The organism is Streptomyces sp. NPDC002784 (assembly GCF_053592135.1).
Window position 1 is genome coordinate 99,626 of sequence record NZ_JBSFVD010000006.1, and the last position, 21,589, is coordinate 121,214.

Genomic DNA, 21,589 nt, shown 5'->3' on the forward strand with positions numbered 1-21,589 from the left:
CCATAGGTTTCCAATGAGGACTCCGATCCCGGGCATCGGAATTCCAATGGGTCACGGGGAATACGCCATCTCCCGCGAATCTAGGTCCCCGCGTGCACGTACGCCGCCCAGACGTGCGGCCGGTCGGGGATGCGGCGGCGGAGTCCGCGGACCGCCTCGTGCAGGGCGTGGGCCGCGCCCGGGGTGTCCGGGGCCGTCGTACGGCGGTAGAAGTCGCGGGTCATGTGGTCCGCGTGGGTGCTGTCGATGGTCCACAGGGTGCCGACCGCCGCGGGGAACCCGGCCAGCAGGAACGAGCTGGTGATGTGGATGGCCTCGTCGGTGAGGCGTTCCGCCGTCCGGGCGGTGCCGCACGCCGCCAGGAACGCCAGCCGCGCCGCGCTCGGCCGGGCCCGGCAGATCTCCAGCACCGACACCGGCTCACCGCTCGGCAGGCGGAGCAGGGCGCCGGAGGGTTCCGCGGGGTCGGTGGCCGCGTGGCAGCCGAAGTGGGCCCAGGAGGCGTGGTGCAGGGCGCCGAGGACGGCCTCGCGGGTGGCGGCCGCACCGATCAGGGGGGCGGGCGCGCCGAGGAGTCCGGCGGCGTAGGCGGTGGCCGCGGCGACTCCCGGGAGTTCCTGCTCCGGCTCGGCGACCAGCAGGGCACCGCCGGGGCCGGGCCGGCGGCGGGCCCGGGAGCGGGCGTGGGCGAGGGTCTTCAGGCCCGGGACGTACGACGACACCACCGCGTCCAGCGCCGCTCCGCAGCCGTCCAGCGCGCAGTCCGCTGCCGTGCACTGGGCCGCGTGCAGGGGCAGCGCGCCGAAGGCGCCGGTCGGCACCCACCACAGGCGGGGCCAGCTGCCGTGCCGGGGGACCGGCTCGGCGGCGCCCACCAGGTCCAGGACCGGACGGACGACCTGGTGCCAGGTCCACGCCAGCGTCTCGCGGACCGTGGTGCCCGCGGCGACCAGTTGCCGGGGGGAGGGCCGGGCGGTGCCCTGGGCGTTGATGGCGTCGACGGCGTCCCGCAGCCGCCGGGCGGCGCCCGCGACCTCGTCGGCCCCGACGTCGAGGTGCAGGGCGGTGATCGAGCGGGCGGTGACGACGAGGGCGTGGCAGTGGCGGCGGCCCTGGTTCAGGACCACGACCGGGCCGTCGGCCGCGAGGTCCCGCAACTGCGGTGCGGCCAGGGGCCGCAGGAAGTCCTCGAAGCCGGGCGCGGTCCGGATGCGGGCGATCAGCGCGTCGAGTTCGCGTGAGGCACGCAAGGCCGCGAGCCGGGCCCACTCGGCGTGTCCGGCGGGGGCGTCGGCGCCCTCGGGACCAGCGTCCCCGGGACCGGCATCCCCGGGACCGGCATCCCCGTGTCCGGCATCCCCGGGACCGGCGTCCCCGGGACCGGCGGCGAGCGTGTCCGTCAGCCGTTCGAACTCGGCCGCCAGATCCGGGTGCCCGGCGCGCAGGGTGTCGAGGTCGGCGCGGGCCTCGATGCGCCGGGCCAGCAGCAGCCCGCGGCCCCGGTCGAGGAGTTCGGCGGCCCGGTCCACCTCCGGCCCGGACGCGGTGCGGGGGTGCGCGGACGGCAGGCGCAGGGCCGCGAGGGCCTCGCGTACGGCGTCCGGGTCGTCGCCCGCCGCCGCCCGCTCGGTCACGGCCTTGAGACCGGCCAACTCCCCCGGCAACCGCGCCGCCAGGTCCCGTCCGACGAGGTGCGTGAGGATCAGCTCGACGATCGTCCGGATGTCCCCCTCGAACGTGGACAGGCCGTGCTCGGCGGACCGCTGGTCACTGCCCCGGTCGGTGAGCCCGGCCATCGCCTCGACGCCCGCTTCGAGATGGTCCAGGGCGAGGTCGACCCGGGGCCGGGGCCTGCCCAGCGCACCGGCCGCGGCAGCGATCTCGCCGTGGGCCCGCATCCACACCGGGACCGCCGGATCCCGCCACACCCTGGGGTCCGCGGCACCGGCGAAGCGGTCCCGCAGGGGGCCCATGACCGTCTCGAACAGGTCCGCCGACGGCCTGCCCGGTGCCTCACCGGTGGTGGCCTCGGGGAGCCGCCCCCTGGCCATGAGGTCGACGAACATACGGATCGTCCCGGCGATGTCCGGCGCCCCCTGCGGCGTCTCCTCGCCGAGCGCGCGCCCCAGTTCGTCCGCCTCCGCGACCAGGGCCGCCGCCCGCTCCGGGTCGGCCGGGCGGAGCAGCAGCGCGCGCTGGACGAGCGCCCGGGCCAGTGTCGTACCGGCCATGGGCCGCATCGGATGTCCGGCGGGGCAGGCCGCGAAGGTACGGCGGCACTGCTCGACGATCTCGTCGCCGAGGTCGCCGCGGGGGCCGCCGCCGGGGCCGACGGTCTCGACGAGGTCGGCGTAGGCGTCGCCCATCAGGTCGTACCAGGGCCGGCCGCCGGGCGAGGGCCGGCGGGTCAGCTCCCGCATCCGGGCGGCGGTCCGCCGGGCCCGCTCCAGCTGGGCCGGTTCATGGCCGAGGAGGTAGTTCTGGAGGGCGCTGTGGAATTCGGTGCGGGCCGCGAGGACGGCGTGGTCGGTGTCCGTCAACGTCGTCTCGCCGTACGGGGGTTGCGGTCCGTCCGTGGGGGCCGGGGAGGTGGCCGAAGCCAGCAGGGCGGAGGCCTCGCGGGCGTTCTCCGGGTCGAAGCGGCCCACGGACAGGGCGGTCAGCGCGTCGGCGAGGAGCTTGTCGAGGTGGCCCGCCGTGTCGGGGGCGTGGGTGCGGGCGTAGCGCAGCAGCTCGACGACCTCGTCCAGGGTGGCCGGGTCGCTCCGTCCGGCGGACCGGGCGGACAGGGCGCTGCCGAGGGCCGCGGCGAGGTAGGGGCGCAGGGAGGTGTCGTCCTCGTCGACGTCCGCGAACATCTCCCGGATGACCGCGATGTCGGAGTCGAGGTTCTCGGGGGCGTCGAGACGGATGTCCTGCATACGGGACAACTGCGCGGTGAGCTTGACCAGTTCGTCCGGCAGGGGCTCGCCGCTCACCGACACGACGGCGATGGGCAGGGCGGCCTCGTAGGCTTCCCGGCGCAGCAGGTCCGTCGCCGGGAAGCCGGGCGGGGCCTGTGCGGCCACCTCCTCGGTGAGCTCCCGGGACTCCGCCGCGAGGAGGTCGGCGCGGGCGGGCGCCGTCGGCCGCAGCGCCTGCGCCCGCATGCCGGTGAGGGCGGCCAGGACGGCGACGTAGGCGTGGCGGCGGGGGCCGTGGGCGGGGAGGGCCGCCCGGTAGCGGGCTATGCGCGCGTCGGCGGTGTCGTCGGGGACGAAACCGGAGGCCAGGTCGAGGATCTCGACGTCGATGTCGGGCGGGCCACCGGTACGGGTGGTGTGCCGCCGCACCTGCTCGACGAACCGGCCCAGGGCGACCGGCGATCCGTCGGACTCCAACTCCCGGTAGGCGTCGAGCACGGCCCGCTGTTCGTCGCCCAACAGGCCCGCGGAGCCGAGGATTTCCATCGCCTCCAACGCCGCGTCACCGTCCTCGCCCGCCCTGGCGAGCGCTGCCAGCGCCTGAGCGACGGCGGGGACGGGGGTGGGGGTCCCGGGAGCCGCGGGGTGGCCGGAGGTCGGCGCGGGTCGCCGTGCCTTCGGGGCAGTGGCGCCGGGCTCGGTCAAAGAACCCAGTGAATGCAGGAGTTGGGCTGCCTCTCCGGCCGCCTCCCGGTCGTTGCGGGCTCGGGCGAGGGCCGTGAGGGCCTGGGCCAGGGCGGTGGCGGTCCGGGCGTGGGCGGGGTGGTCGGTGGGGGTGGCGGCGAGGGCTGTGCGCAGGCGTCGTACGGCGCAGGCGATGCGGCTCGGGTCCTGTTCGGCGACGCCCGCCTCCGCGATGGCCGCGCCGATCCGGAGGTCGCGTTCGCCGGGCCAGGTGACGGGCTGGGCGACCAGCAGGCGGAGCGTCGCGAGGCCGTCGGAGTTCTCCTGGGTGAGCGAGCCGTCCGGAGCCATCGCCACCAGCCGCTCCACTACGGCGAGTTCGGGGGATCCGAGCAGCCGGGCCGCGTCCACGACCGTGCGCAGGGCGACCGAGGCGGCGGCCCGCGCGAGGTCGGGGCCGAGGAGGGGCAGGCGTTCGCACACCGCGCGGCCGTAGCGGGCGGCCGCCGCCAGGGAGCCGGGCTCCGCCTCGCGCTGGAAGCGGATGACGTGGAGTTCCAGGGCCTGGACCGCCACCTCCACGAACCCCGCGTGGTCGTCGTCCCGCACGTGATCGAGGGCCGTCTCCGCCCACGCCAGCGAGCGGTCGAGGGCCACCGCCCCGCCCTCGCCGGTGACTTCCTCCCCGTACGCGGAGCTGACCAGATGGGCGAACCGGGCCTCGTGGGAGGGGTCCCCGGGATCGAAGCCCTGACGGAGGGCGTCGGGGAGGTCGGCCTCCGCGGGCAGCCGGGGGCACAGGAAGCCGAACGTGCCGAAGACGACCGTCAGGTTCAGCTGGGCCTCGGGGTCCTCGTCGCCCCCGTGCCGGAACCAGAAGGTCCAGAACACCGCCGCGACCGATTCGAGGTCGATCGTGTCCTCGGGCGCCGACGCGGCCTCCCGCAACAGGGCCAGCGCGTCGGCCGCCGCCTCCGCCGCGCGCAAGGGCGCGGGATCGCGGGCGCTCTGGGCCGTGACGAGACGTGCGACCACTCGATCCCGAAGCTCCGTCATCGCTCGTTACATTAGTCTGACCGCCTGTCAGGGGGCAGTGGTTCTCGGGAGTTGCAGGGAGGCCGCCGTGGGCGACGGGGCGATGGCGCGGCAGGTGTACGAGGACGCCGTCGAGTATCTGTGCCGCAACATGGACGATCTGCGCGCCCTGGTCGGGCCCGGTGCCTGGGAGGCCGCCTTCCCGGCCGTACGGGACGCGGATCCCGCGAGCCCCGAGTGGCGGGACGGCGTACGCGCCCTGCACGACGCGGTCGAGGCGGCCGGGGTGCCGGGCGGACTGGGGCTGGATCCCACGCTGGGCGTCGGCGGCTGGCCCGGCGCTCCGACGCCCCGGTCGGCCGGCTGGGTGTGCCCCACGCGCCGCTGCGGCCGGGTCGACCTGCGCGAGGGGGACGTGGCCGCCACCCCGGCCTGCGCGCTGAACGGGCAGCCGATGCGCCTGGTGGACTGACCGTGGTGGGACTCCTCGCGGAGCTGCAAAAACGCATACCCGACGGCTGGTTCCTGCGCCGGCTGCTGCCCGCTGCGCTGTTCGTCGTGGTCGCGCTGGTCGGCGGCGGGGCCCTCGGGCACAGCCGGTGGAACGACGTTCCGCTCGCCCGCGCGCGGATCGCCGACGCCCTGCGCACGAGCGGGGGGCTGACCGCCGACGGGGTCGCCTCGCTGGTGCTGTTCGCGGTACCGGTGGTCGCCGCGGCGTTCGCGGTGCCGTATGCGGCCGCCGCGATCGGGGCGCTGGCGTCCGGGGCCTGGCCCTGGTGGCTGATGCCGGTGGGGCGGCGGGTGACCGCCTGGCGGGTGGGGCGCTGGGTGCCGCCGGACCTGCTGGCCCGGCAGTCGGTGCGGGCCCGCGCCGACGGCCACGCCCTGCGCGCCGACCGGCTCGACGCGCGGGCCGCCCGCGCCCGCTCCGCAGACCGCCCCGGCTCCCCCACCTGGTGCGGCGACCGGTTCCGGCGTACGGAGGCGCGGGTCGCGCGGGACACCGGCGGGGACGTGACGAGCGGCTGGACGGCCCTCCTGCTCGGCGCGGAGGAGGCACCGCGCGCCGCGCTGGCGGAGACCCGCGACTCCTACGACGCGGCCTGCGAGGCGCTCGCCTGGAGCGCGGCGTTCACGGTGCTCGGCGCCTGGTGGTGGCCGGCTGCCGTGGCCGGGGTCCTGCTGGGGCTCGCGTCCTGGCGGTCGCTGCGCACGGCGGTGGAGGCGCTGTGCCGCACGACGGAGGCGGCCTTCACCCTGCACCCCCCGGCCCCGCCTGCACCGGGCCCGCCTGACCCGCGATGACGACCGTACGACGGAGGCGACCCTCACCCCGCACCCGCCGGACCCGCCTGGACCAGCCCCGTCTGATACGCGATGACGACCAGTTGGGCCCGGTCGCGGGCGTTGAGCTTGGTCATCGCGCGGTGGATGTGGGTGCGGACGGTCAGGGGGCTCACCGTGAGCAGGTCCGCGATCTCGCCGTTCGACTTGCCCTCCGCCGCCAGTGCCATCACCTCCCGCTCCCGGACCGTGAGTTCGGCCAGCCGCTCGGGCGGCGCCGGCTGGTCGCCCGGCGCGGGAGAGGTGAGGAAGCGGGTGATCAGGGTGCGGGTGGCGCCGGGGGAGAGCAGGGCCTCGCCGGAGGCCACCGTGCGGATGCCGGCCAGCAGGGCGTCCGCGGTGACGTCCTTGCCGAGGAACCCGCTCGCCCCGGCCCGCAGCGCCTGGGCGACGTAGTCCTCGGTCTCGAAGGTGGTGAGGATCAGCACCTTCGTGGCGGTCAGGCCGGGGTCGGCGCAGATCGCGGAGGTGCCGGACAGGCCGTCCGTGCCGGGCATCCGGATGTCCATGAGGACGACGTCGGGGTGGTGGGCGCGGGCCAGTTCCAGCGCCTCGGCGCCGTCGGACGCCTCGCCGACGACCTCCATGTCGGGGCAGGAGTCGAGCAGGATCCGGAAGGTGGCCCGCAACAGGGCCTGGTCGTCGGCGAGCAGCACCCTGATGGTCATGGACGGTCTCCTTCTGGGACGGCGGCGGACGGCTGCAGCGGCAGTGCGGTGGTGACCTCGAAGCCGCCCTCGGGGCGCGGGCCCGCGCACAGTTCGCCGCCGATGGAGTGGGCGCGTTCGCGCATGCCCATCAGCCCGAAGCCGCCGGACCGCGGGGCGGGACCGACCGGTCCGTCGTTGCTGACCGTGATGAGCAGCCGGGAGTCGGCGTAGGTGAAGCGGACGCGGGCGCTGTGGGCGGCGGCGTGCTTGGAGACGTTGGTCAGGGCCTCCTGCACGATCCGGTACGCGGTCAGGTCCACGCCGGGTGACAGGGACCGCGGTACGCCCTGAGTGGTGACGGTGACGTCGAGGCCGGCCGAGGCGCACGCCGAGATCAGCTCGGGCAGCCGGGCCAGGCCGGGGGCGGGCTCCAGGCCCCCGTTGCCCGGGTGGTCGTCGTCGCGCAGCAGACCGAGGGTGGCCTTCAGCTCGCGCAGCGCCGAGGAGGTGGTGCCGGTGAGGTCGTCGAGGATCTTCTGGGTCTGCTCGGGGTCGCGGCGCGCGAGGTGGGCGGCGGTACCGGCCTGCGCGTTGGCCAGGGCCAGGTGGTGGGCGACGACGTCGTGCAGCTCGCGGGCGATGCGCACGCGCTCCTCGGTGACGCGCAGGCGCGCCTCCTCCTCCCGGGTGCGCTCGGCGTGCTCGGCGCGGGCCTGCACGGACTCCAGGTAGGCGCGCCGCAACTGGGTCATCCGCCCGGCGGCGAGCGGCAGCGCCAGCCAGAAGACCGGGCCGATCACCCGCAGGACCAGGGTGAGGCCGTCCATGGAGTCGGCGATCACGTTCGCGGTGCTCAGCGCCACCACGATGACGGTGCCGAAGACCCGGACGGTCTTCGGCTCGCAGAGCACCGCCAGCCAGTACAGCGCCGCGAGCAGCGGGGCCAGCAGCAGCGGGGTGAGCAGATAGCCGCGGGTGATGGCGGCGAGGGTGATCAGGGCGACCACGACGAGGACCGTGCGCGGATGGGTGCGGTACTTCAGCAGGACGAGGCAGCTCAGGCCGAGGAGGATCTCGGTGGGCCGGCCGGAGTCGGGGGGCCGGCTGCCGGGGAGGCTGAGCTGGGTGCCGAGGACCGCACAGCCGATCAGCGCGACGACCATCATCACGTCGAGGATGCGCGGGAAGCGTTCCGCGTACTGCTCGAAGCGGTCGGCGTAACGCTCCAGGCTCTTGCTCATCGGGGGGCTCTCCCGGTCAGGTACTGAGGTCCATGGTGGACGACGGACGGGCCGCCCGGCTCGCGGGCGGCCCGTCGCCCCGGCTCAGGCGCGGGCGACCTCCTTCGCGGCCGGGGCCGGTGCGGCCTCGGCGGGGCGGCTGAGCGCCTCGCCCTCCACGTCGACCCGGGGCAGGATCCGGTCCAGCCACTTCGGCAGCCACCAGGCCCGGTCGCCGAGCAGGGCGAGGACCGCGGGCACGATCGCCATCCGGACGACGAAGGCGTCGAACAGGACGGCGGAGGCGAGCCCGAAACCGATCATCTTGATCATGGAGTCGCTCTCGCCGATGAACCCGGCGAACACCGCGATCATGATCAGCGCGGCGGCCGTGACCACCCGGGCGCTGTGCCGGAAACCGGAGGTCACGGCCTGGGCCGGGCTCTCCCCGTGGACGTACGCCTCCCGCATCCGGGAGACCAGGAAGACCTCGTAGTCCATCGCGAGTCCGAAGACGATGCCGACCAGGAAGATCGGCATCAGGCTCATGATCGGCCCGGTGGTCTCCACGCCCAGCAGTCCCGCGCCGTGGCCCTGCTGGAAGACCACGACCACCGTGCCGAGGGAGGCGAGCACCGAGAGCAGGAAGCCGAGGGCCGCCTTCAGCGGGACGAGGACGGACCGGAAGACCACCAGCAGCAGGACGACGGCGAGCCCGACCACGACGATCAGATACGGCACCAGCGCGGACTGCACCTTCTCGGCGATGTCGATGTTCAGCGCGGTGGTGCCGGTGACGTCGAAGGTCGCCCCGGTCGCGGACTCCACGTCCGGCCGCTCGCCGCGGATGGCGGTGACCAGGTCCTTGGTCTTCTCGTCGGTGGGGGCGGTGGCCGGTACGACGGAGAGGACGGCGGTGTCACCGGCCTCGTTGAAGCGGGCGGGCGACACGGAGACCACGCCCTCGGTACCGCCGATCTCCTCGGCGACGGTCGCCGTGGCGGCCTTGGGGTCCTCGGCGCCCCGGGCGTCGACGACGACGGTCAGCGGCCCGTTGAAGCCGGGCCCGAAGCCCTCGGCGAGCGCGTCGTAGGCCCGCCGCTCGGTGGTCGACGTCGACTTGGCCTCGTCGCCGGGCATGCCGAGCTGGAGGTCGGCCACGGGTATCGCGAGGGCGCCGAGGCCCACGACGCCGAGCAGCAGCACGGGCAGCGGGCGGCGCAGCACGAACCGGGCCCAGCGGGTGCCGCCGTTGTCCTGGGCGGTCTCCTCGGTACGGCCGCGGCGGCGGGCCCGGCGGGAGAGCACCGCGTCGGGCCAGAAGCCGAGGAAGGCGGGGACGAGCGTCAGCGCGATCAGTACGCCGACGACGACCGCGCCCGCCGCGGCGAGCCCCATCTTGGTGAGCATCGGGATGCCGACCACGGAGAGTCCGGCGAGGGCGATGACGACGGTGAGGCCCGCGAAGACGACCGCGGATCCGGCGGTGCCGGTGGCGAGGGCGGCGGCCTCCTGGGGCGCGGCCCCCTTGGCGCGCTCCTCGCGGTAGCGCGAGACGACGAAGAGGGCGTAGTCGATGCCGACGGCCAGGCCCAGCATCATCGCCAGGGTGCCGGTGGTGGTGGACAGGCCCAGGGCACCGGAGAGGGCCAGGATCGTGGCCATGCTCACGCCGACGCCGATCACGGCGGTCAGCAGCGGCAGCCCGGCCGCGGCCAGCGAGCCGAAGGTGACCAGCAGCACCACGGCCGCGATGGCGATACCGATCGCCTCGGCCGCGCCGCCGGGTCCGCCGCCGTCCTCCAGGGCGGTCCCGCCGGCCTCGACGGTGAGCCCGGCGTCCCGGGCCCGCTCCAGGGTCTCCTCCAGCTGGGCCGTGCTCGCGTCGGTGAGGTCGGCGGGGCCGACCTCATAGGTGACGGTCGTGTACGCCGTGGTGCCGTCCTTGCTGACCGCGCCCGCCTGGAAGGGGTCGACGGCACCGGCCACCTGGGAGCCGTCGGCGAGTTCGGCGACCGCCGCCTCGACGGCCTCCTTGTGCTCGGACGCGGTGACCTTCTCGCCGCCCGGCGCGACGAAGACGACCCGGGCGGTCGCGCCGTCCGCCGCGGTGCCGGGGAATCGCTCCTCCATCAGGTCGAACGCCTGCTGCGACTCGATCCCCGGCATGGAGAACTCCTCGTCGGCGGCGCCCGGTGCCTTCATGGCGCCGAGCCCGACGGCGGCCAGCACCGCCGCCCAGACCAGGGCGACGTACCAGCGCCGCCGGAAGGCCAGGCGGCCCCATCGGTAAAGGAAAGTAGCCACGGGGGGAGGTCTCCACATCTGGACGTCGAAGGTGCCTCCAGGCTCTCCGGGCAGGGGGTGCCGTGTCGTCGTGCGGCTGCCGACACTGCGGCGTACTGAAAACGCAGTACGCCCCGCTTCACGCCTCACTCCCGGGGACGAGGACCCCTCCCCGGACGCACATTACTGAAACGTAACCTACCGGCCGGTATCCCCCGAGGTGTTACCGGCGGTACGGTCCCTGGCGAGCCCTTCCGCACCTTCCTGCCAGCCGCTTCACCAGGAGGTTCGCCATGCCCGCACGCAGACGGCTCGTGGCCGGGGGCGTCATCGCCGCCGCCTGCCTCGGCGCCCAGACCCTCACCGGCACCGCCGCCACGGCGGCCGACGAGGTGGTGTCCCGAGGGGTCACCATCCCCGCGTTCTACAACCCGCCCGCCACCCTGCCCGCCGCCGACGGCACCCTCGTGCGCACCGAGCCGCTCAAGCTGGCCCTGAGCCTGCCGAGCCTGAACGGCCCGCTGCCGGGCCGGGCCACCCGCCTGATGTACAAGTCCACCGACTCCACCGGCCGCCCGGTCGCCGTGACCGGCGCCTACATCGAACCCGCCGCCGCCTGGAAGGGCGAGGGCCCCCGCCCCCTGGTGGCGCTCGCGCCCGGCACGATGGGCCAGGGCGACCAGTGCGCCGCGTCCATGGGCCTGGAGCACCCGCTCCGGCTCAACGGCGAGACGGTCTCCGTCGGCTACGAGGACCTGGCCATCTACCGCCTCCTCGCCACCGGTACGGCCGTCGTCGTCACCGACTACGCCGGGCTCGGCGCGACCGACCGGCTGCACACCTACGTCAACCGGGTCGACGGGGCCCACGCCCTGCTGGACGCCGCCCGGGCCGCCCGCGCGGTGAGCGGGGCCTCGGTGACCGACCGGTCCCGGGTCGGTCTGTTCGGGTACAGCCAGGGCGGCGGGGCGAGCGCGGCCGCCGCGGAGCTCCAGCCCTCCTACGCCCCCGACGTCAACCTCGCCGGGACGTACTCCGGTGCCCCGCCCGCCGACCTGACCGAGGTCACCCGGGCGATCGACGGCAGCGAACTGGCCGGCGCGCTCGGCTGGTCCCTCAACGGCTTCGTCCAGTCCGAACCGGCCCTGAAGCCGATCGCGGACGCCCACCTGAACGCGGCGGGCAAGGCGGCGCTCAACGACCTGTCGACGATGTGCGTGGGCGACGCGCTGTTCGGGTACGGCGGGGCCAGGAGCACGGCGTGGACGACGGACGGCCGCTCGGTCAGCGAGATCATCGCCGCGACCCCGGCACTGAAGTCCTTCCTGAACAGCCAGCGCATCGGCGCCCTGAAGCCGGCCGGCCCGGTACGGGTGGCGACCGGCGTCAGCGACAACCTGGTCCCCCACGCCCAGTCCCGGCGCCTGGTGACCGACTGGTGCGCGAAGGGCGCGAACGTGACCTACGACCCGGTGCGCCTGCCCGACTCCGGCAGCGCCCTGCTCAACCACTTCGCCCCGCTGCTCACCGACCAGGGCGACGCGGTCGACTGGCTCACCGACCGTCTCAAGGGCAGGCCGGCCTCCTCCAACTGCTGGAGCATGCCGCTTCAGCCGTGAAGGTCGAGCACCTCCTGGAGACCGGCCTCGGCGAACGCGGCCACCAACTCCTCGCGCCCCTCGGTGAAATGGGCCCAGCTGTCGTAGTGGACGGGGACCACCCGGCGGGCGCCGAGGAGGCGGGCGGCCTCGGCGGCCTGGGCGCTGTCCAGGACGAGCGGGGCGTTGTCGAAGAGGACCGGGAAGCGGGGGGCGCCGGCGAAGAGGACGGCGGTGTCGACCGGGCCGAAGCGGTCCGCGATCTCCTTGACCGCTTCCAGGGAGGCGTTGTCGCCGCTGACGTAGACCGAGGGCAGGCCCTCGCCGGTCAGCACGAATCCGACGACCTCGCCGGTGAGCGGTTCCACCGCCTCCCGGGGGCCGGGGCCGTGGATCGCCGGTACGGCCGTCACCGTGACGGTGCCGCCGCCGGGGCGGTCGAGGTCGAGCGTCTCCCAGTCCGCCATGCCCTTGGCGTTGCCGCCGAGCCGGCTGCCGCCGCCGGGGGTGGTCAGGGTGAGCGGGACGTCGGCCAGCAGGGCGCGGCCCGCGTGGTCGAGGTTGTCCGCGTGCTCGTCGTGGGAGAGCAGCACCACGTCGATACGGCCCAGGTCGGCGGGGGTGACGGGGGCCGGGGCCAGCTTGCGCAGGGTGGGGCGGCCGGGGTCGCCGTACTCGCCGGGGGCGTCGAAGGTCGGGTCGGTGAGGAAGGTCAGGCCGCCGTACTCGAAGAAGGCGGTCGGGCCGCCGAGGACGCGCACGGGCAGGGGTATGGACATGGATCAGGTTCTCCTCACGGATGGTGAATCGTCTATCCGTGAGAGACGGTAGCCCTGTCTCACGGATGGGCGCAAGACGTACCATGAGAGTCATGACAGAGACCGTGGCCGCCGACGGTGCGCTGCCGCCCGCGCCCGGCGCGGAGCAGTACCCCGCGCTCGACTTCGCCAACAGCGCGATCGCCCTGCCCGGGGGGCACTACGTCGACTTCCTCGGCACACCCGGGGGCGCCGGGCGGTGGCTGGAGGAACACGGGCTCGCGCCCGCGGACGCGGGCATCCGGGAGATGTGCGCCGCGCAGTTGCGGTCGCTGCGCGAGCAGATCCGGGCGCTGCTCGCCGCCCGCCTCGACGGGGCGCCCGCGCCCACCGGGGCACTGGCCGCGGTCAATGACGCGCTCAGGCGGGCTCCGGCCGCGGCCCTGCTGCACTGGGACACCGGCCGGGGGCTGTACCGGGCCACCGCCCACCCCGTCGACCAGATCCTCGACCACGCGCTGGCGAACCTCGCCACGAACGCGGCCGACCTGCTGACCGGACCCGACGCCGACCGCCTCACGGCCTGCGGCTCACCCCCCTGCAACCGCTACCTCCTGCGCCACGGCCGCCGCCACTGGTGCTCCACCCGCTGCGGCGACAGAGCCCGCGCAGCCCGCGCCTACGCCCGCCGAACGAGCACCCCGGAGCCCTGACGAGGGGACCACGGAGTCCTGCCCACGTCGCCGACCGCACCCGCGCCGCGATGCCCCCGGGGGCAGGCGGACCGCGGAAGACGAATCCGCACCGAACCGCCTCCCACCCCCGCCTCACGACCCCGCACCCCGCGGCGCGGGCCCGCGCCGGTCACCCGGACGGCCCGCCCCCGTGGCCGGAGGGTGGGGGTGCGCGGAGGGTGGGGGCAATGACTGCCTATGAAGGAAGCGGGGTAGGTCCATGACCCAGCAGCCGCACGCCACGCCGCCGCCGGCCGGCGGGGGGCGCCACTCCCAGGCGCCCGCGCAGGAGGCACCCGTCTGGGACGACGCCCACCGTCCGGCCGGGACCGCACCCGGGACCAGGGGCTCCGCCGGGGCCGGCGGACCCGGCACCGACTGGCAGACCGGCGGGCTGGTCTTCGCCGGTGTCCTGATGATGGTCAACGGCATCGTCGCCATCCTCCAGGGCATCTCCGCGCTCGCCGCGGACGACGTGTACGACCGCATCGGCGAGTACGTCTACGAGATCAGCCTCACCGGCTGGGGCGTCATCCTGATCTGCCTGGGCGCACTGGTCGCGGCCGTCGGCTACGGCATCCTCAAGGGCGCCTGGTGGGCCCGGATGACCGGCATCTTCCTGGCGTCCCTGAGCCTGGTGGCGCACTTCCTCTTCCTGCCCTACCAGCCCGTCTGGTCGGTCCTCATGGTCGCGCTGGACTTCTTCGTGATCTGGGCCCTCGCCACGGCGCCCGGCAAGCCCGGCATGTCCCCCGCGGACCGGTAACCCCGGCTCCACGCGACCGGCCGGTGAGCGGCCACGGCTCAGACGTGCCCGAGACCGCCGCTTCCGAAGGACCCACTCGACCCCGGAAGCCAGCGCTTGCGCTTCTGGTCCGCGCCGCGCCTGGTGCTCTGCCGCCGGAGATCGTGCGGCATGAGCCGCTCACCGCCCGCCGCCAGCGGTATCTCCTCCGCCTCCCGCATCTCCCTGATCTCCCGGATGGGCCCCCCGACGGGCGGCGTCGGCTGTTCCTCGGGGCTCGGGTGCGGAAGCTCCCGGTCCATGACCCGCATGCCGAACTGCACGGCGAACACCAGCGCACCGGCGATGAACAGACCACCGGCGAAAGCGGCGACCACATTGAGGACGTCGCTTCCCGCGGCCGCAAGGTCAACCATCGAAGCACTCATAGCCCAATTATCACCCAATCAGCCGATTAGGCTCCTTATGGGCGTGAGGTTTCCCGGGCCGGCCCTCGACCGTCACCGCGATCTGCTCGCTCACCGCCCCGGCACCGTTCAGCGTGGCCACCGCCTGGAGCAGCGCCGGGCCCGCCGCGAGCGGGAGGCCCGGCACGCAGGACCAGTCGCCGTCGGCGGTGGCGGTCGTGGAGCAGACCTCGTTCTCCAGGGCGTCCCGCACGGTGACCTGCGCGCCCGGGTAGGCGGTCCCGGAGGTCTCCGGGCGCGCGCTCAGCGTTACGCCCGGCCGTGGCCGCAGCAGCGCCGGCGCGGGCAGGCCCACGGTGACCGCACAGCTGCCCCGGTCCCGCGGCACGCCCGCCGCGTCCGTCAGCACCAGCGCGCAGCCGGTGAGCCGGGTGCCGGGGACCGCCTGCGCGGGCACCGCCAGCACGAACGGGAAGCCGCGGCCCCGCCACGGCTCGTCCGCCGAGGGCCCGCCGAAGGTGTACGTGCCGCTGCGGCCGCCGCTGCCGACGGCACCGCGGTAGCCGCGGGCGTCGAGGGGCGTGCCCGTGACGACGGCCGGGGCGGGAGCCGTCAGCGTCAGCGCCGATCCGGTGCCGGGGCCGGGCCCGGTGTACCCGGCGACCTCGACCACGCCCTCCCGGCCCGGCTCGATGGTGGCGGCGCCCCACAGCTCGCCCCCGCTCTCCGCGCGGGCCTGCCCCGGCGCCCCCGCCAGCAGGGCGCCCGCCAGGGCGAGCCCGGACACGGTCGTGCGGTACCTGTTCATCGTCGGCAGAGCTCCTCGCACCGGGGGCGACACACCTGCTGCGATTCTCGCGGCCACCCCCGCGACCGACCTGCGCAGGTGGGCCGTACGGACGAGCCCCGGGCGCCGGTCAGGTGAGCCAGACGGTCGTGTCGTCGCCCAGCCGTCCGTCCGGCTCCAGCGGGGAGCTGCTGATGACGACCTCGCCCGCCGGAAGCGACACCGGCTCCCCCGACAGATTGGCCACGCACCGCCACCCGTCGGACCGGGCGAACTGCAGCACGCCCTCCGGCCCGTCCTCGGCCCAGGTCAGGAACTCCCCCTCCAGCAGCTTGCGTCGCAGCCGCAGCGCCCGCCGGTACAGCTCGAGGGTGGACTCCTCCACCCCGTCCTGGGCCTCGACGGAGTACTCGGCGAACCACTCCGGCTGCGGCAGCCAGGCACCGGACCCGCCGAACCCGTAGGAAGGGCCGCCGGTGGTCCACGGCAGCGGCACCCGGCACCCGTCCCGCCCCTTGCGCACCCGCCCGGTCTGCTCCCAGATCGGGTCCTGCAGGACGGTCACCGGCAGGTCGGCGACCTCGGGCAGCCCGAGTTCCTCGCCCTGGTAGACGTACGCGGATCCCGGCAACGCGAGCATCAGCAGGGTGGCGGCCCGGGCGCGCCGCAGCCCGGCCGCCCGGTCCACGGCCGGGGCCCGGCCGCCGGACAGCAGCCAGGCGTTGTCGTCGGTGCCCGGCGGGAGCATCAGGCGGGAGGCGTGCCGGACGACGTCGTGGTTGGACAGCACCCAGGTGGCGGAGGCGCCGGCGGCATGGGCCTGGGCGAGGGAGTCGCCGATGACGCGCCGCAGCTCCCGGGCGTCCCAAGCGGCTTGCAGGTACTCGAAGTTGAACGCCTGGCCGAGTTCTTCCGGGCGGGCGTACAGGACCCGGCGGGGGCCCGGGACCCAGGCCTCGGCGACGGCCATGCGGGGCGGGGAGTAGCCGTCGAGGAGCTGCCGCCAGTCGCGGTAGATCTCGTGGACCTCGTCGCGGTCGAAGAAGGGGTGGCTGCCGGGGGGCATCCCGGCCAGGGCCTCCTCCCCGCTCAGCGCCGGATCGCCGAGGTCGCGCAGGGGCTCGGCCAGGTCCTTGGCGAGGGCGTGGGCGACGTCGATCCGGAAGCCGTCCACGCCGCGGTCGGCCCAGAAGCGCAGGGTGGTGCGGAAGTCGGCGCGGACCTCGTCGTGGGCCCAGTTCAGGTCGGGCTGCTGGGCCGCGAACAGATGCAGGTACCACTGCCCGTCCGGCACCCGCTGCCAGGCGCTGCCGCCGAAGACGGACTGCCAGTCGGTGGGCGGGAATTCACCGTGCGCGCCCCGGCCGTCCCGGAAGACGTACCGCTCCCGCGCGGCCGAACCGGGCCCGTCCGCGAGCGCCTGCCGGAACCAGACGTGCTGGTCGGAGGTGTGGTTGGGCACGATGTCGACCATGACCTTCAGCCCGAGGCGATGGGCCTCCTCGATCAGGGCGTCGAAGTCGTCGAGGGTGCCGAGGCGGGGGTCGACATCGCGGTGATCGGCGACGTCGTACCCGCCGTCGGCTAGCTCGGAGGGGTAGAAGGGGCTCAGCCACAGGGCGTCGACGCCGAGGGCGGCGAGATGGGCGAGCCGCTCGGTGACACCCCGGATGTCGCCGAACCCGTCGCCGTCGGCGTCGGCGAAGCTGCGCGGATAGACCTGGTAGACGACGGCCTGGCGCCACCAGTCGGGGTTGCGGGACGAGAGGTCGGGCACACGGTCTCCTCTGCTCTGCGAGGCGGAACTAGGGCGGCAACCAGAACACTGTCCACTTCGGGCGGCGCCCAGTGCGGCAAGGCGCGATCACACCTCCACGCGCCCCAGTCTCCGTACCTCCGCCAGCCTGCGCGCCCCCAGGTCGGTCGCCGTCCAGGTCGCCTCCGCCGGTACGTCGCCGAGGCCGCCGTTGGTGAGGACCAGCGTGTCGTCGCCGACGCGGACCGCGGCCAGGTCGAGCGTGAGGGTGGTGTCGTCGGGGGTGCTCAGCATGATGCGCAGGCCCTGGCGGGCGTCACCGGCGTCCGGCAGGTCGGTCTCGTACACCTCGGCGTACTGCCGCTTCCCGGTCGCGGTCACCGCCGTGAACTCGCCGCACCTTTCGGGCAGGGACCGCAGCCAGGCCAGGGTGCGGTCGACCTCTTCGGCCGGGTGCGCCACGACCTGGTAGCGGAGCTGGGCGCCGTCCCAGTCGTCGTCCAGGCCGGTCACCGCGCGGGTGCGGGCCTCGGGGCCGAAGAACTCCTCCGTGTAGAGGACGTCCAGCAGCCGCCGGCAGTCGGCCCGGTCGGTGCTCGCCTTGAGCATGCCGTCCCGCCAGGTGGCGGCGCCCTGGGTCGCCGACCAGGGTTCCCCGAGGTCCGCCTCGGTGATCAGGGCCGCTCGGGCCTGCGCCTCGGTGAGGGCGGGAGCGGACGCCCGGGACGGGGCGGGGGCGCTCGGGACGGCGGTGGGGGAGGCGGGGGAAGCGCTCGCCGGGGGCTTGGCGGTGGCGTCCGGTCCCTCGGCGCCGCAGGCGGTCGCGGTCAGCAGGGCGCCCAGGGCGAGAGCCGGGGCGGTGAGAGCGCGGGTGCGGGCCGGGGGTCGGGGCATAGGGGAGCCTCCTGGGGGCTGGGAGCGGGAGCCGGCGGACCGGCGATGATCGACGGCGTGCTTTCAAGGCACCATCACGCGCGGCCGTCCACCAGTGCGCCGGTCCGTCCGGGTGAGCACGACACCCGGCCGGAGGCGCCCGCAAGGCTCGGGACCCCGTCGCCCGGATTGCCCCGGCCGCGAGATGCGGCACCTCTCGGGCCATCACGCGTGCCGGAGGCCGGGACGGTGGGGTGATCCGGACGGCAGGCTCTAAGGTCGGTCGGGTAGGGACCGACGATGAGGGAGCGCCCGTGACCGGTCAGCCCATTCCGGTGGTCATCGACTGCGACACCGGGGTCGACGACGCCCTGGCCCTGCTGTTCGCCGTGCGGCATCCGGGCCTCGATGTGCGGGCGGTTACCTGCGTGGCGGGGAACACCGACGTCGAGGGCGTCGTCCGCAACACGCTGACGGTGCTGGAGCACGCCGGTGCCGGGGACATCCCGGTCGCGCGGGGCGCCGAGCGGCCGCTGATCGAGCCGGTGCGCACGGCGCGCCATGTCCACGGCCAGGACGGGATGGGCGACCTGGGCCTGCCCGCGCCGACCCGGCGGCCGGTGGACGTGGACGCGGTGACGCTGCTGCGCCGCGAGATCCTGGCGTCGCCCCGGCCGGTGACGCTGATCCCGACCGCGCCGCTGACCAACATCGCGCTGTTGCTGCGTACGCACCCCGAGGTGGTGCGGAACATCGAGCGGATCGTGTTCATGGGCGGGGCGGTGGCGACCGGGAACGCCACACCGGTCGCCGAGTTCAACGTGTGGCACGACCCGGAGGCGGCGGCGGTGCTGCTCACCGCGGGGGTGCCGATCACGATGTACGGCCTCGACGTGTTCCAGCGGGTGCTGGTCCCGGCGGGGGACGTGGAGCGGCTGCGGGCGAGTGCGCAGCCGCGGCTGCGGCTGGCCGGGGAGCTCCTCGCCCACCGCGACCCGGCCCTGTCGGGCGACCCCACGCCGTCCGGCGGTCTCGGTGACGCGGGCGCGGTCTGCGCGGTCGTCGACCCGGCCGGCATCACCACCGAACTCCTCCCGGTGGAGGTCTCGTTGGCGCCGGGCCCGACCCGGGGCCAGACGATCGTGGACCGCCGCGCGCGGCCCGGCGAGGCGGAGATCCACGACGGGGAGCGGGAACAGCGGCTGGTGGACGTGGCGTTGGACGTCGACGTCGAGCGGTACGTGAAGCTGTGGCTGTCGGCGGTGGAGGGCGACTAGGCGCCCGGGGAGAACCGCAGCCGGTGGCTCACCACGTCGCGGGCCACGTCCGCCACCGTGCGGCCGCGGGCGAAGGCGTGGGCGCGCAGCCGGGCCACGGCCTCGTGGGCGCCGACGCCGAGCTGGGCCATCACCATGCCGATGGCCTGGTAGATGCCGTCGTGATCGGGGGCCAGCCCGTCCAGCCAGCCGGACCGCCCGTGACCGTCCTCGCCGCCCTCCCAGCCCTCGCCGTCCTCGCCGTCCCGGGACAGCGCCATCACCGCCATGGTCATGGCCCCGGCCAGGGCCCGCGCCGTCCGCAGCTCGGTGGCGGAGAGCCCGCCGGGGGTGTCGCGGTACAGGTCGAGCGTGCCCACGCAGACCGCGTCGTCGCCGAGCGGCAGCGAGTACGCCGCCAGCACCCCGGCCTCCGTGGCCTCCTCGGCGAAGACCGGCCAGCGGTCCACGTCCTGCCCCTGCGTCAGGTCGGAGGCGAGCACCGGCCGCCCGCTGCGCACCGCGCTGGGGCAGGGCCCGTCGCCCAAGGTGGCCTGGAGGTCCGTCACATACGCGGCCTGCGCGCCGGTCGCGCACAGCCGTACCGGCATCTCGTCGTCGTGCAGCGAGACACTGGCTCCGGTCACCGGGAGCAGTTCCAGCGCGACGGCACAGAGCCGGCGCGGGATCTCCGCGGGGCCGTTGCCCTCGGCCGGACGGTCGTCGCCGCCTGCGGCACCGCGGTGGTCGTCCCTGGGCCGCACGGTCACCGCCTCCTCACACCGTCGGCGCGGCGCACACCGTCCCCCGTGCTCGACGGCCCTGCGGCCGTCCCGCCCCGGACTCCGCCCGACTACCCGGCGCCCAGGGGGCGAAACCCGCTCACCGCTTCTCGTAGGGGTTGGCCGGCTGCGCGATCCGCCGCACCGACTCCGCGTCGAGCACGGCCGGCCAGGCGTCCTCGCCGCCGAGTGTCCCCTCGGGGTGCCAGGTGCCGGTGACCGTGACCCAGGTGTCGTCCGGCGCGGCGGCGGCGCCCCGGATCTCGACCTTGCCGGCGGTGGCGTCGGCGGCACAGCAGGAGACCAGCAGCCGGGTGACGTACCAGGTGCCGTCGGCGTCGTGGGTGACGAACCCGGTCAGCCGGACCGTGCGGCCCTTCAGCGACCGTTCGCTGTCGTAGACCGCCCGCGAGGAGAACTCCCCGAGGGTCAGGTCGACCGGGTCCCCGGCGGGCAGCGCGGGAAAGGTCCCGACGCCCTGCGCGGCCCGCTCGGCGGCCTCGCGCTCGGCGCTGTAGGAGCCGAGGGCGGGCGGCGGGAAGAGCAGCAGGGCCAGGGCGGGCAGGGCGAGCAGCCAGGCGACCCGGGGACCGGGACCCGTATGGGCGGAACGCCCCGCCGCCACCAGTCCCAGCACCACCAGCACCGCCCCCGACACGACCAGGTACGGCCGCAGACCGGGCTGGACGTACCGCAGATACACCTCGCTGAACAGCGAGATCCGCAGCACCGCCGCGCCGAGGAGCAGCAGCAGGACGGCCGGTCCGTACCGCCTCACAGCAGCCACCACCCCACGAGCGCACTGCTCGTCACGGCGACCACCCAGGTCGCCGCCGAGAAACGGATCGCGAAGGCCCGCCCGAAGGTGCCCGCCTGCAACGCGATGAGCTTCAGGTCGACCATCGGGCCGACCACCATGAACGCCAGCCGGGCGGTCGGCGAGAAGCCGCTCAGCGAGGCGGCGACGAAGGCGTCCGCCTCGCTGCACACGCACAGCAGCACGGCCAGCAGCGCCAGCATCAGGACGGCCGCCCACCCGGGGACGTCCAGCAGCGAGCGGGGCACCACGATGTTGAAGGTGGCCGCTGCCGCCGCGCCCACCACCAGGAAGCCGCCCGCGTGCAGGAAGTCGTGCTGGAGTCCGGCGACGAAGGCCGTCGCCCCGGAGCCGTGGTCGTGCCCGCGGCGTTTGCCGGGCCGCAGCCACTCCTCCCGGCCGAAGCGCACCCACAGCCATCCCATGACCACCGCCGTGGCCAGTGAGGCGACGAGCCGCCCCAGCACCATCTCGGGCTGTCCGGGGAAGGCGACGGAGGTGGCGACGAGCACCACCGGGTTGATCGCGGGCGCCGAGAGCAGGAAGGCGAGCGCGGCGGCGGGGGCGACCCCGCGGCGCATCAGGCTGTCGGCCACCGGCACGGACGCGCACTCGCACCCCGGCAGCACGACCCCGGCCGCACCGGCCACCGGCACGGCGAGCGCCGGGTTGCGCGGCAGCAGCCGGGTGAAGACCCGCTCGGGCACGAAGGCCCCGATCGCCGCCGACACCACGGTGCCGAGCAGCAGGAAGGGCACGCTCTGCACGGCGATGGCGGTGAACACGGTCCACCAGGCGGCCACGGCGGGCGTGTACAGGTCGAGCGCGAGGGTGGGCCCCAGCACGGACGCGACGGTGGCGATGGCGAGCAGCGCGGATCCGCCGACCACGGTGTACACGAGGGCGCGCAGGCCGCCGTAGACCATCGTCCGTTGGTTCGCCACGTGCCCG

Annotated in this window: 18 protein-coding genes; 6 read left to right on the top strand and 12 right to left on the bottom strand. The window is 75.0% G+C overall.

Going from position 1 to position 21,589, the window contains the following annotated elements:
- Positions 1 to 80: 80 nt before the first annotated feature.
- Positions 81 to 4,622 (bottom strand): CHAT domain-containing protein, encoded by a 4,542-nt coding sequence (locus ACWD1Z_RS14505; RefSeq protein WP_451118617.1) that lies wholly within the window; start codon positions 4,620 to 4,622, stop codon positions 81 to 83.
- 88 nt (positions 4,623 to 4,710) lie between these two features.
- On the opposite strand from ACWD1Z_RS14505, the gene ACWD1Z_RS14510 reads away from it, so the two are divergent.
- Both ACWD1Z_RS14510 and ACWD1Z_RS14515 read left to right on the top strand, forming a co-directional pair.
- Entirely contained in the window at positions 4,711 to 5,094 is a 384-nt protein-coding gene (locus tag ACWD1Z_RS14510) for a hypothetical protein (RefSeq protein WP_451118618.1), read from the top strand.
- A 2-nt stretch (positions 5,095 to 5,096) separates the two neighbouring features.
- Positions 5,097 to 5,930 carry a hypothetical protein gene (locus ACWD1Z_RS14515; protein WP_451118620.1) on the top strand — a complete coding sequence of 278 codons (834 nt, stop codon included), beginning with the start codon at positions 5,097 to 5,099 and terminating at the stop codon, positions 5,928 to 5,930.
- A gap of 23 nt (positions 5,931 to 5,953) precedes the next feature.
- Here the strand turns inward: ACWD1Z_RS14515 and ACWD1Z_RS14520 are convergent, their stop codons facing one another.
- From ACWD1Z_RS14520 to ACWD1Z_RS14530, 3 genes are all read right to left on the bottom strand, one after another.
- Positions 5,954 to 6,637 (bottom strand): response regulator transcription factor, encoded by a 684-nt coding sequence (locus ACWD1Z_RS14520; RefSeq protein WP_451118622.1) that lies wholly within the window; start codon positions 6,635 to 6,637, stop codon positions 5,954 to 5,956.
- Entirely contained in the window at positions 6,634 to 7,860 is a 1,227-nt protein-coding gene (locus tag ACWD1Z_RS14525; RefSeq protein ID WP_451118623.1) for a sensor histidine kinase, read from the bottom strand. Before ACWD1Z_RS14525 ends, ACWD1Z_RS14520 begins: the two co-directional genes overlap by 4 nt.
- Positions 7,861 to 7,944: 84 nt before the next feature.
- Positions 7,945 to 10,146, bottom strand: coding sequence for an MMPL family transporter (locus ACWD1Z_RS14530; RefSeq protein WP_451118625.1), 2,202 nt, complete (start codon positions 10,144 to 10,146; stop codon positions 7,945 to 7,947).
- A gap of 272 nt (positions 10,147 to 10,418) precedes the next feature.
- On the opposite strand from ACWD1Z_RS14530, the gene ACWD1Z_RS14535 reads away from it, so the two are divergent.
- Positions 10,419 to 11,744, top strand: coding sequence for a lipase family protein (locus ACWD1Z_RS14535; RefSeq protein ID WP_451118627.1), 1,326 nt, complete (start codon positions 10,419 to 10,421; stop codon positions 11,742 to 11,744).
- On the opposite strand, the gene ACWD1Z_RS14540 is transcribed toward ACWD1Z_RS14535, so the two are convergent.
- Complete coding sequence (locus ACWD1Z_RS14540; RefSeq protein WP_451118629.1) at positions 11,735 to 12,502, bottom strand: MBL fold metallo-hydrolase; 768 nt, start codon at positions 12,500 to 12,502, stop codon at positions 11,735 to 11,737. The genes ACWD1Z_RS14535 and ACWD1Z_RS14540 overlap by 10 nt on opposite strands.
- 83 nt (positions 12,503 to 12,585) lie before the next feature.
- On the opposite strand from ACWD1Z_RS14540, the gene ACWD1Z_RS14545 reads away from it, so the two are divergent.
- Positions 12,586 to 13,194 (top strand): CGNR zinc finger domain-containing protein, encoded by a 609-nt coding sequence (locus tag ACWD1Z_RS14545; RefSeq protein WP_451118631.1) that lies wholly within the window; start codon positions 12,586 to 12,588, stop codon positions 13,192 to 13,194.
- Between the two features lie 241 nt (positions 13,195 to 13,435).
- Entirely contained in the window at positions 13,436 to 13,981 is a 546-nt protein-coding gene (locus tag ACWD1Z_RS14550; protein ID WP_451118633.1) for a DUF7144 family membrane protein, read from the top strand.
- Positions 13,982 to 14,019: 38 nt separating this feature from the next.
- On the opposite strand, the gene ACWD1Z_RS14555 is transcribed toward ACWD1Z_RS14550, so the two are convergent.
- The 4 genes from ACWD1Z_RS14555 to ACWD1Z_RS14570 form a co-directional block, all read right to left on the bottom strand.
- On the bottom strand, positions 14,020 to 14,376 hold the full coding sequence (locus ACWD1Z_RS14555; RefSeq protein ID WP_451118634.1) for a DUF6479 family protein: 357 nt from the start codon (positions 14,374 to 14,376) through the stop codon (positions 14,020 to 14,022).
- 22 nt (positions 14,377 to 14,398) lie between these two features.
- Positions 14,399 to 15,175: a carboxypeptidase regulatory-like domain-containing protein gene (locus ACWD1Z_RS14560; RefSeq protein WP_451118636.1), complete on the bottom strand. Its 777-nt coding sequence runs from the start codon at positions 15,173 to 15,175 to the stop codon at positions 14,399 to 14,401.
- A gap of 109 nt (positions 15,176 to 15,284) precedes the next feature.
- A complete protein-coding gene (locus ACWD1Z_RS14565) occupies positions 15,285 to 16,931 on the bottom strand; it encodes a glycoside hydrolase family 13 protein (RefSeq protein WP_451118637.1) in 1,647 nt (548 codons plus the stop codon).
- Positions 16,932 to 17,018: 87 nt separating this feature from the next.
- Complete coding sequence (locus ACWD1Z_RS14570; protein ID WP_451118639.1) at positions 17,019 to 17,804, bottom strand: hypothetical protein; 786 nt, start codon at positions 17,802 to 17,804, stop codon at positions 17,019 to 17,021.
- Between the two features lie 293 nt (positions 17,805 to 18,097).
- Here ACWD1Z_RS14570 and ACWD1Z_RS14575 point away from each other — a divergent pair, with 293 nt between their 5' ends.
- On the top strand, positions 18,098 to 19,060 hold the full coding sequence (locus ACWD1Z_RS14575; RefSeq protein ID WP_389416737.1) for a nucleoside hydrolase: 963 nt from the start codon (positions 18,098 to 18,100) through the stop codon (positions 19,058 to 19,060).
- Here the strand turns inward: ACWD1Z_RS14575 and ACWD1Z_RS14580 are convergent.
- The 3 genes from ACWD1Z_RS14580 to ACWD1Z_RS14590 all read right to left on the bottom strand — a co-directional run bounded on the left by ACWD1Z_RS14580 (position 19,057) and on the right by ACWD1Z_RS14590 (position 21,564).
- The gene (locus ACWD1Z_RS14580) at positions 19,057 to 19,809 is read right to left on the bottom strand and encodes a GAF and ANTAR domain-containing protein (RefSeq protein ID WP_451118641.1); all 753 of its coding nucleotides are present in this window, start codon (positions 19,807 to 19,809) and stop codon (positions 19,057 to 19,059) included. The genes ACWD1Z_RS14575 and ACWD1Z_RS14580 overlap by 4 nt on opposite strands.
- Before the next feature lie 112 nt (positions 19,810 to 19,921).
- Entirely contained in the window at positions 19,922 to 20,599 is a 678-nt protein-coding gene (locus ACWD1Z_RS14585) for a TIGR03943 family putative permease subunit (RefSeq protein ID WP_451118643.1), read from the bottom strand.
- Positions 20,596 to 21,564 (bottom strand): permease, encoded by a 969-nt coding sequence (locus ACWD1Z_RS14590; protein WP_451118930.1) that lies wholly within the window; start codon positions 21,562 to 21,564, stop codon positions 20,596 to 20,598. Before ACWD1Z_RS14590 ends, ACWD1Z_RS14585 begins: the two co-directional genes overlap by 4 nt.
- Between the last annotated feature and the right edge of the window lie 25 nt (positions 21,565 to 21,589).

Bases quoted from the DNA above. Each gene is read 5' to 3' on its own strand.
- ACWD1Z_RS14550 (WP_451118633.1), top strand. From the start codon at position 13,436: ATGACCCAGCAGCCGCACGCCACGCCGCCGCCGGCCGGCGGGGGGCGC.
- ACWD1Z_RS14540 (WP_451118629.1), bottom strand. From the start codon at position 12,502: ATGTCCATACCCCTGCCCGTGCGCGTCCTCGGCGGCCCGACCGCCTTC.
- ACWD1Z_RS14590 (WP_451118930.1), bottom strand. From the start codon at position 21,564: ATGGTCTACGGCGGCCTGCGCGCCCTCGTGTACACCGTGGTCGGCGGA.
- ACWD1Z_RS14520 (WP_451118622.1), bottom strand. From the start codon at position 6,637: ATGACCATCAGGGTGCTGCTCGCCGACGACCAGGCCCTGTTGCGGGCC.
- ACWD1Z_RS14545 (WP_451118631.1), top strand. From the start codon at position 12,586: ATGAGAGTCATGACAGAGACCGTGGCCGCCGACGGTGCGCTGCCGCCC.
- ACWD1Z_RS14535 (WP_451118627.1), top strand. From the start codon at position 10,419: ATGCCCGCACGCAGACGGCTCGTGGCCGGGGGCGTCATCGCCGCCGCC.
- ACWD1Z_RS14525 (WP_451118623.1), bottom strand. From the start codon at position 7,860: ATGAGCAAGAGCCTGGAGCGTTACGCCGACCGCTTCGAGCAGTACGCG.
- ACWD1Z_RS14570 (WP_451118639.1), bottom strand. From the start codon at position 17,804: ATGCCCCGACCCCCGGCCCGCACCCGCGCTCTCACCGCCCCGGCTCTC.
- ACWD1Z_RS14555 (WP_451118634.1), bottom strand. From the start codon at position 14,376: ATGGTTGACCTTGCGGCCGCGGGAAGCGACGTCCTCAATGTGGTCGCC.
- ACWD1Z_RS14560 (WP_451118636.1), bottom strand. From the start codon at position 15,175: ATGAACAGGTACCGCACGACCGTGTCCGGGCTCGCCCTGGCGGGCGCC.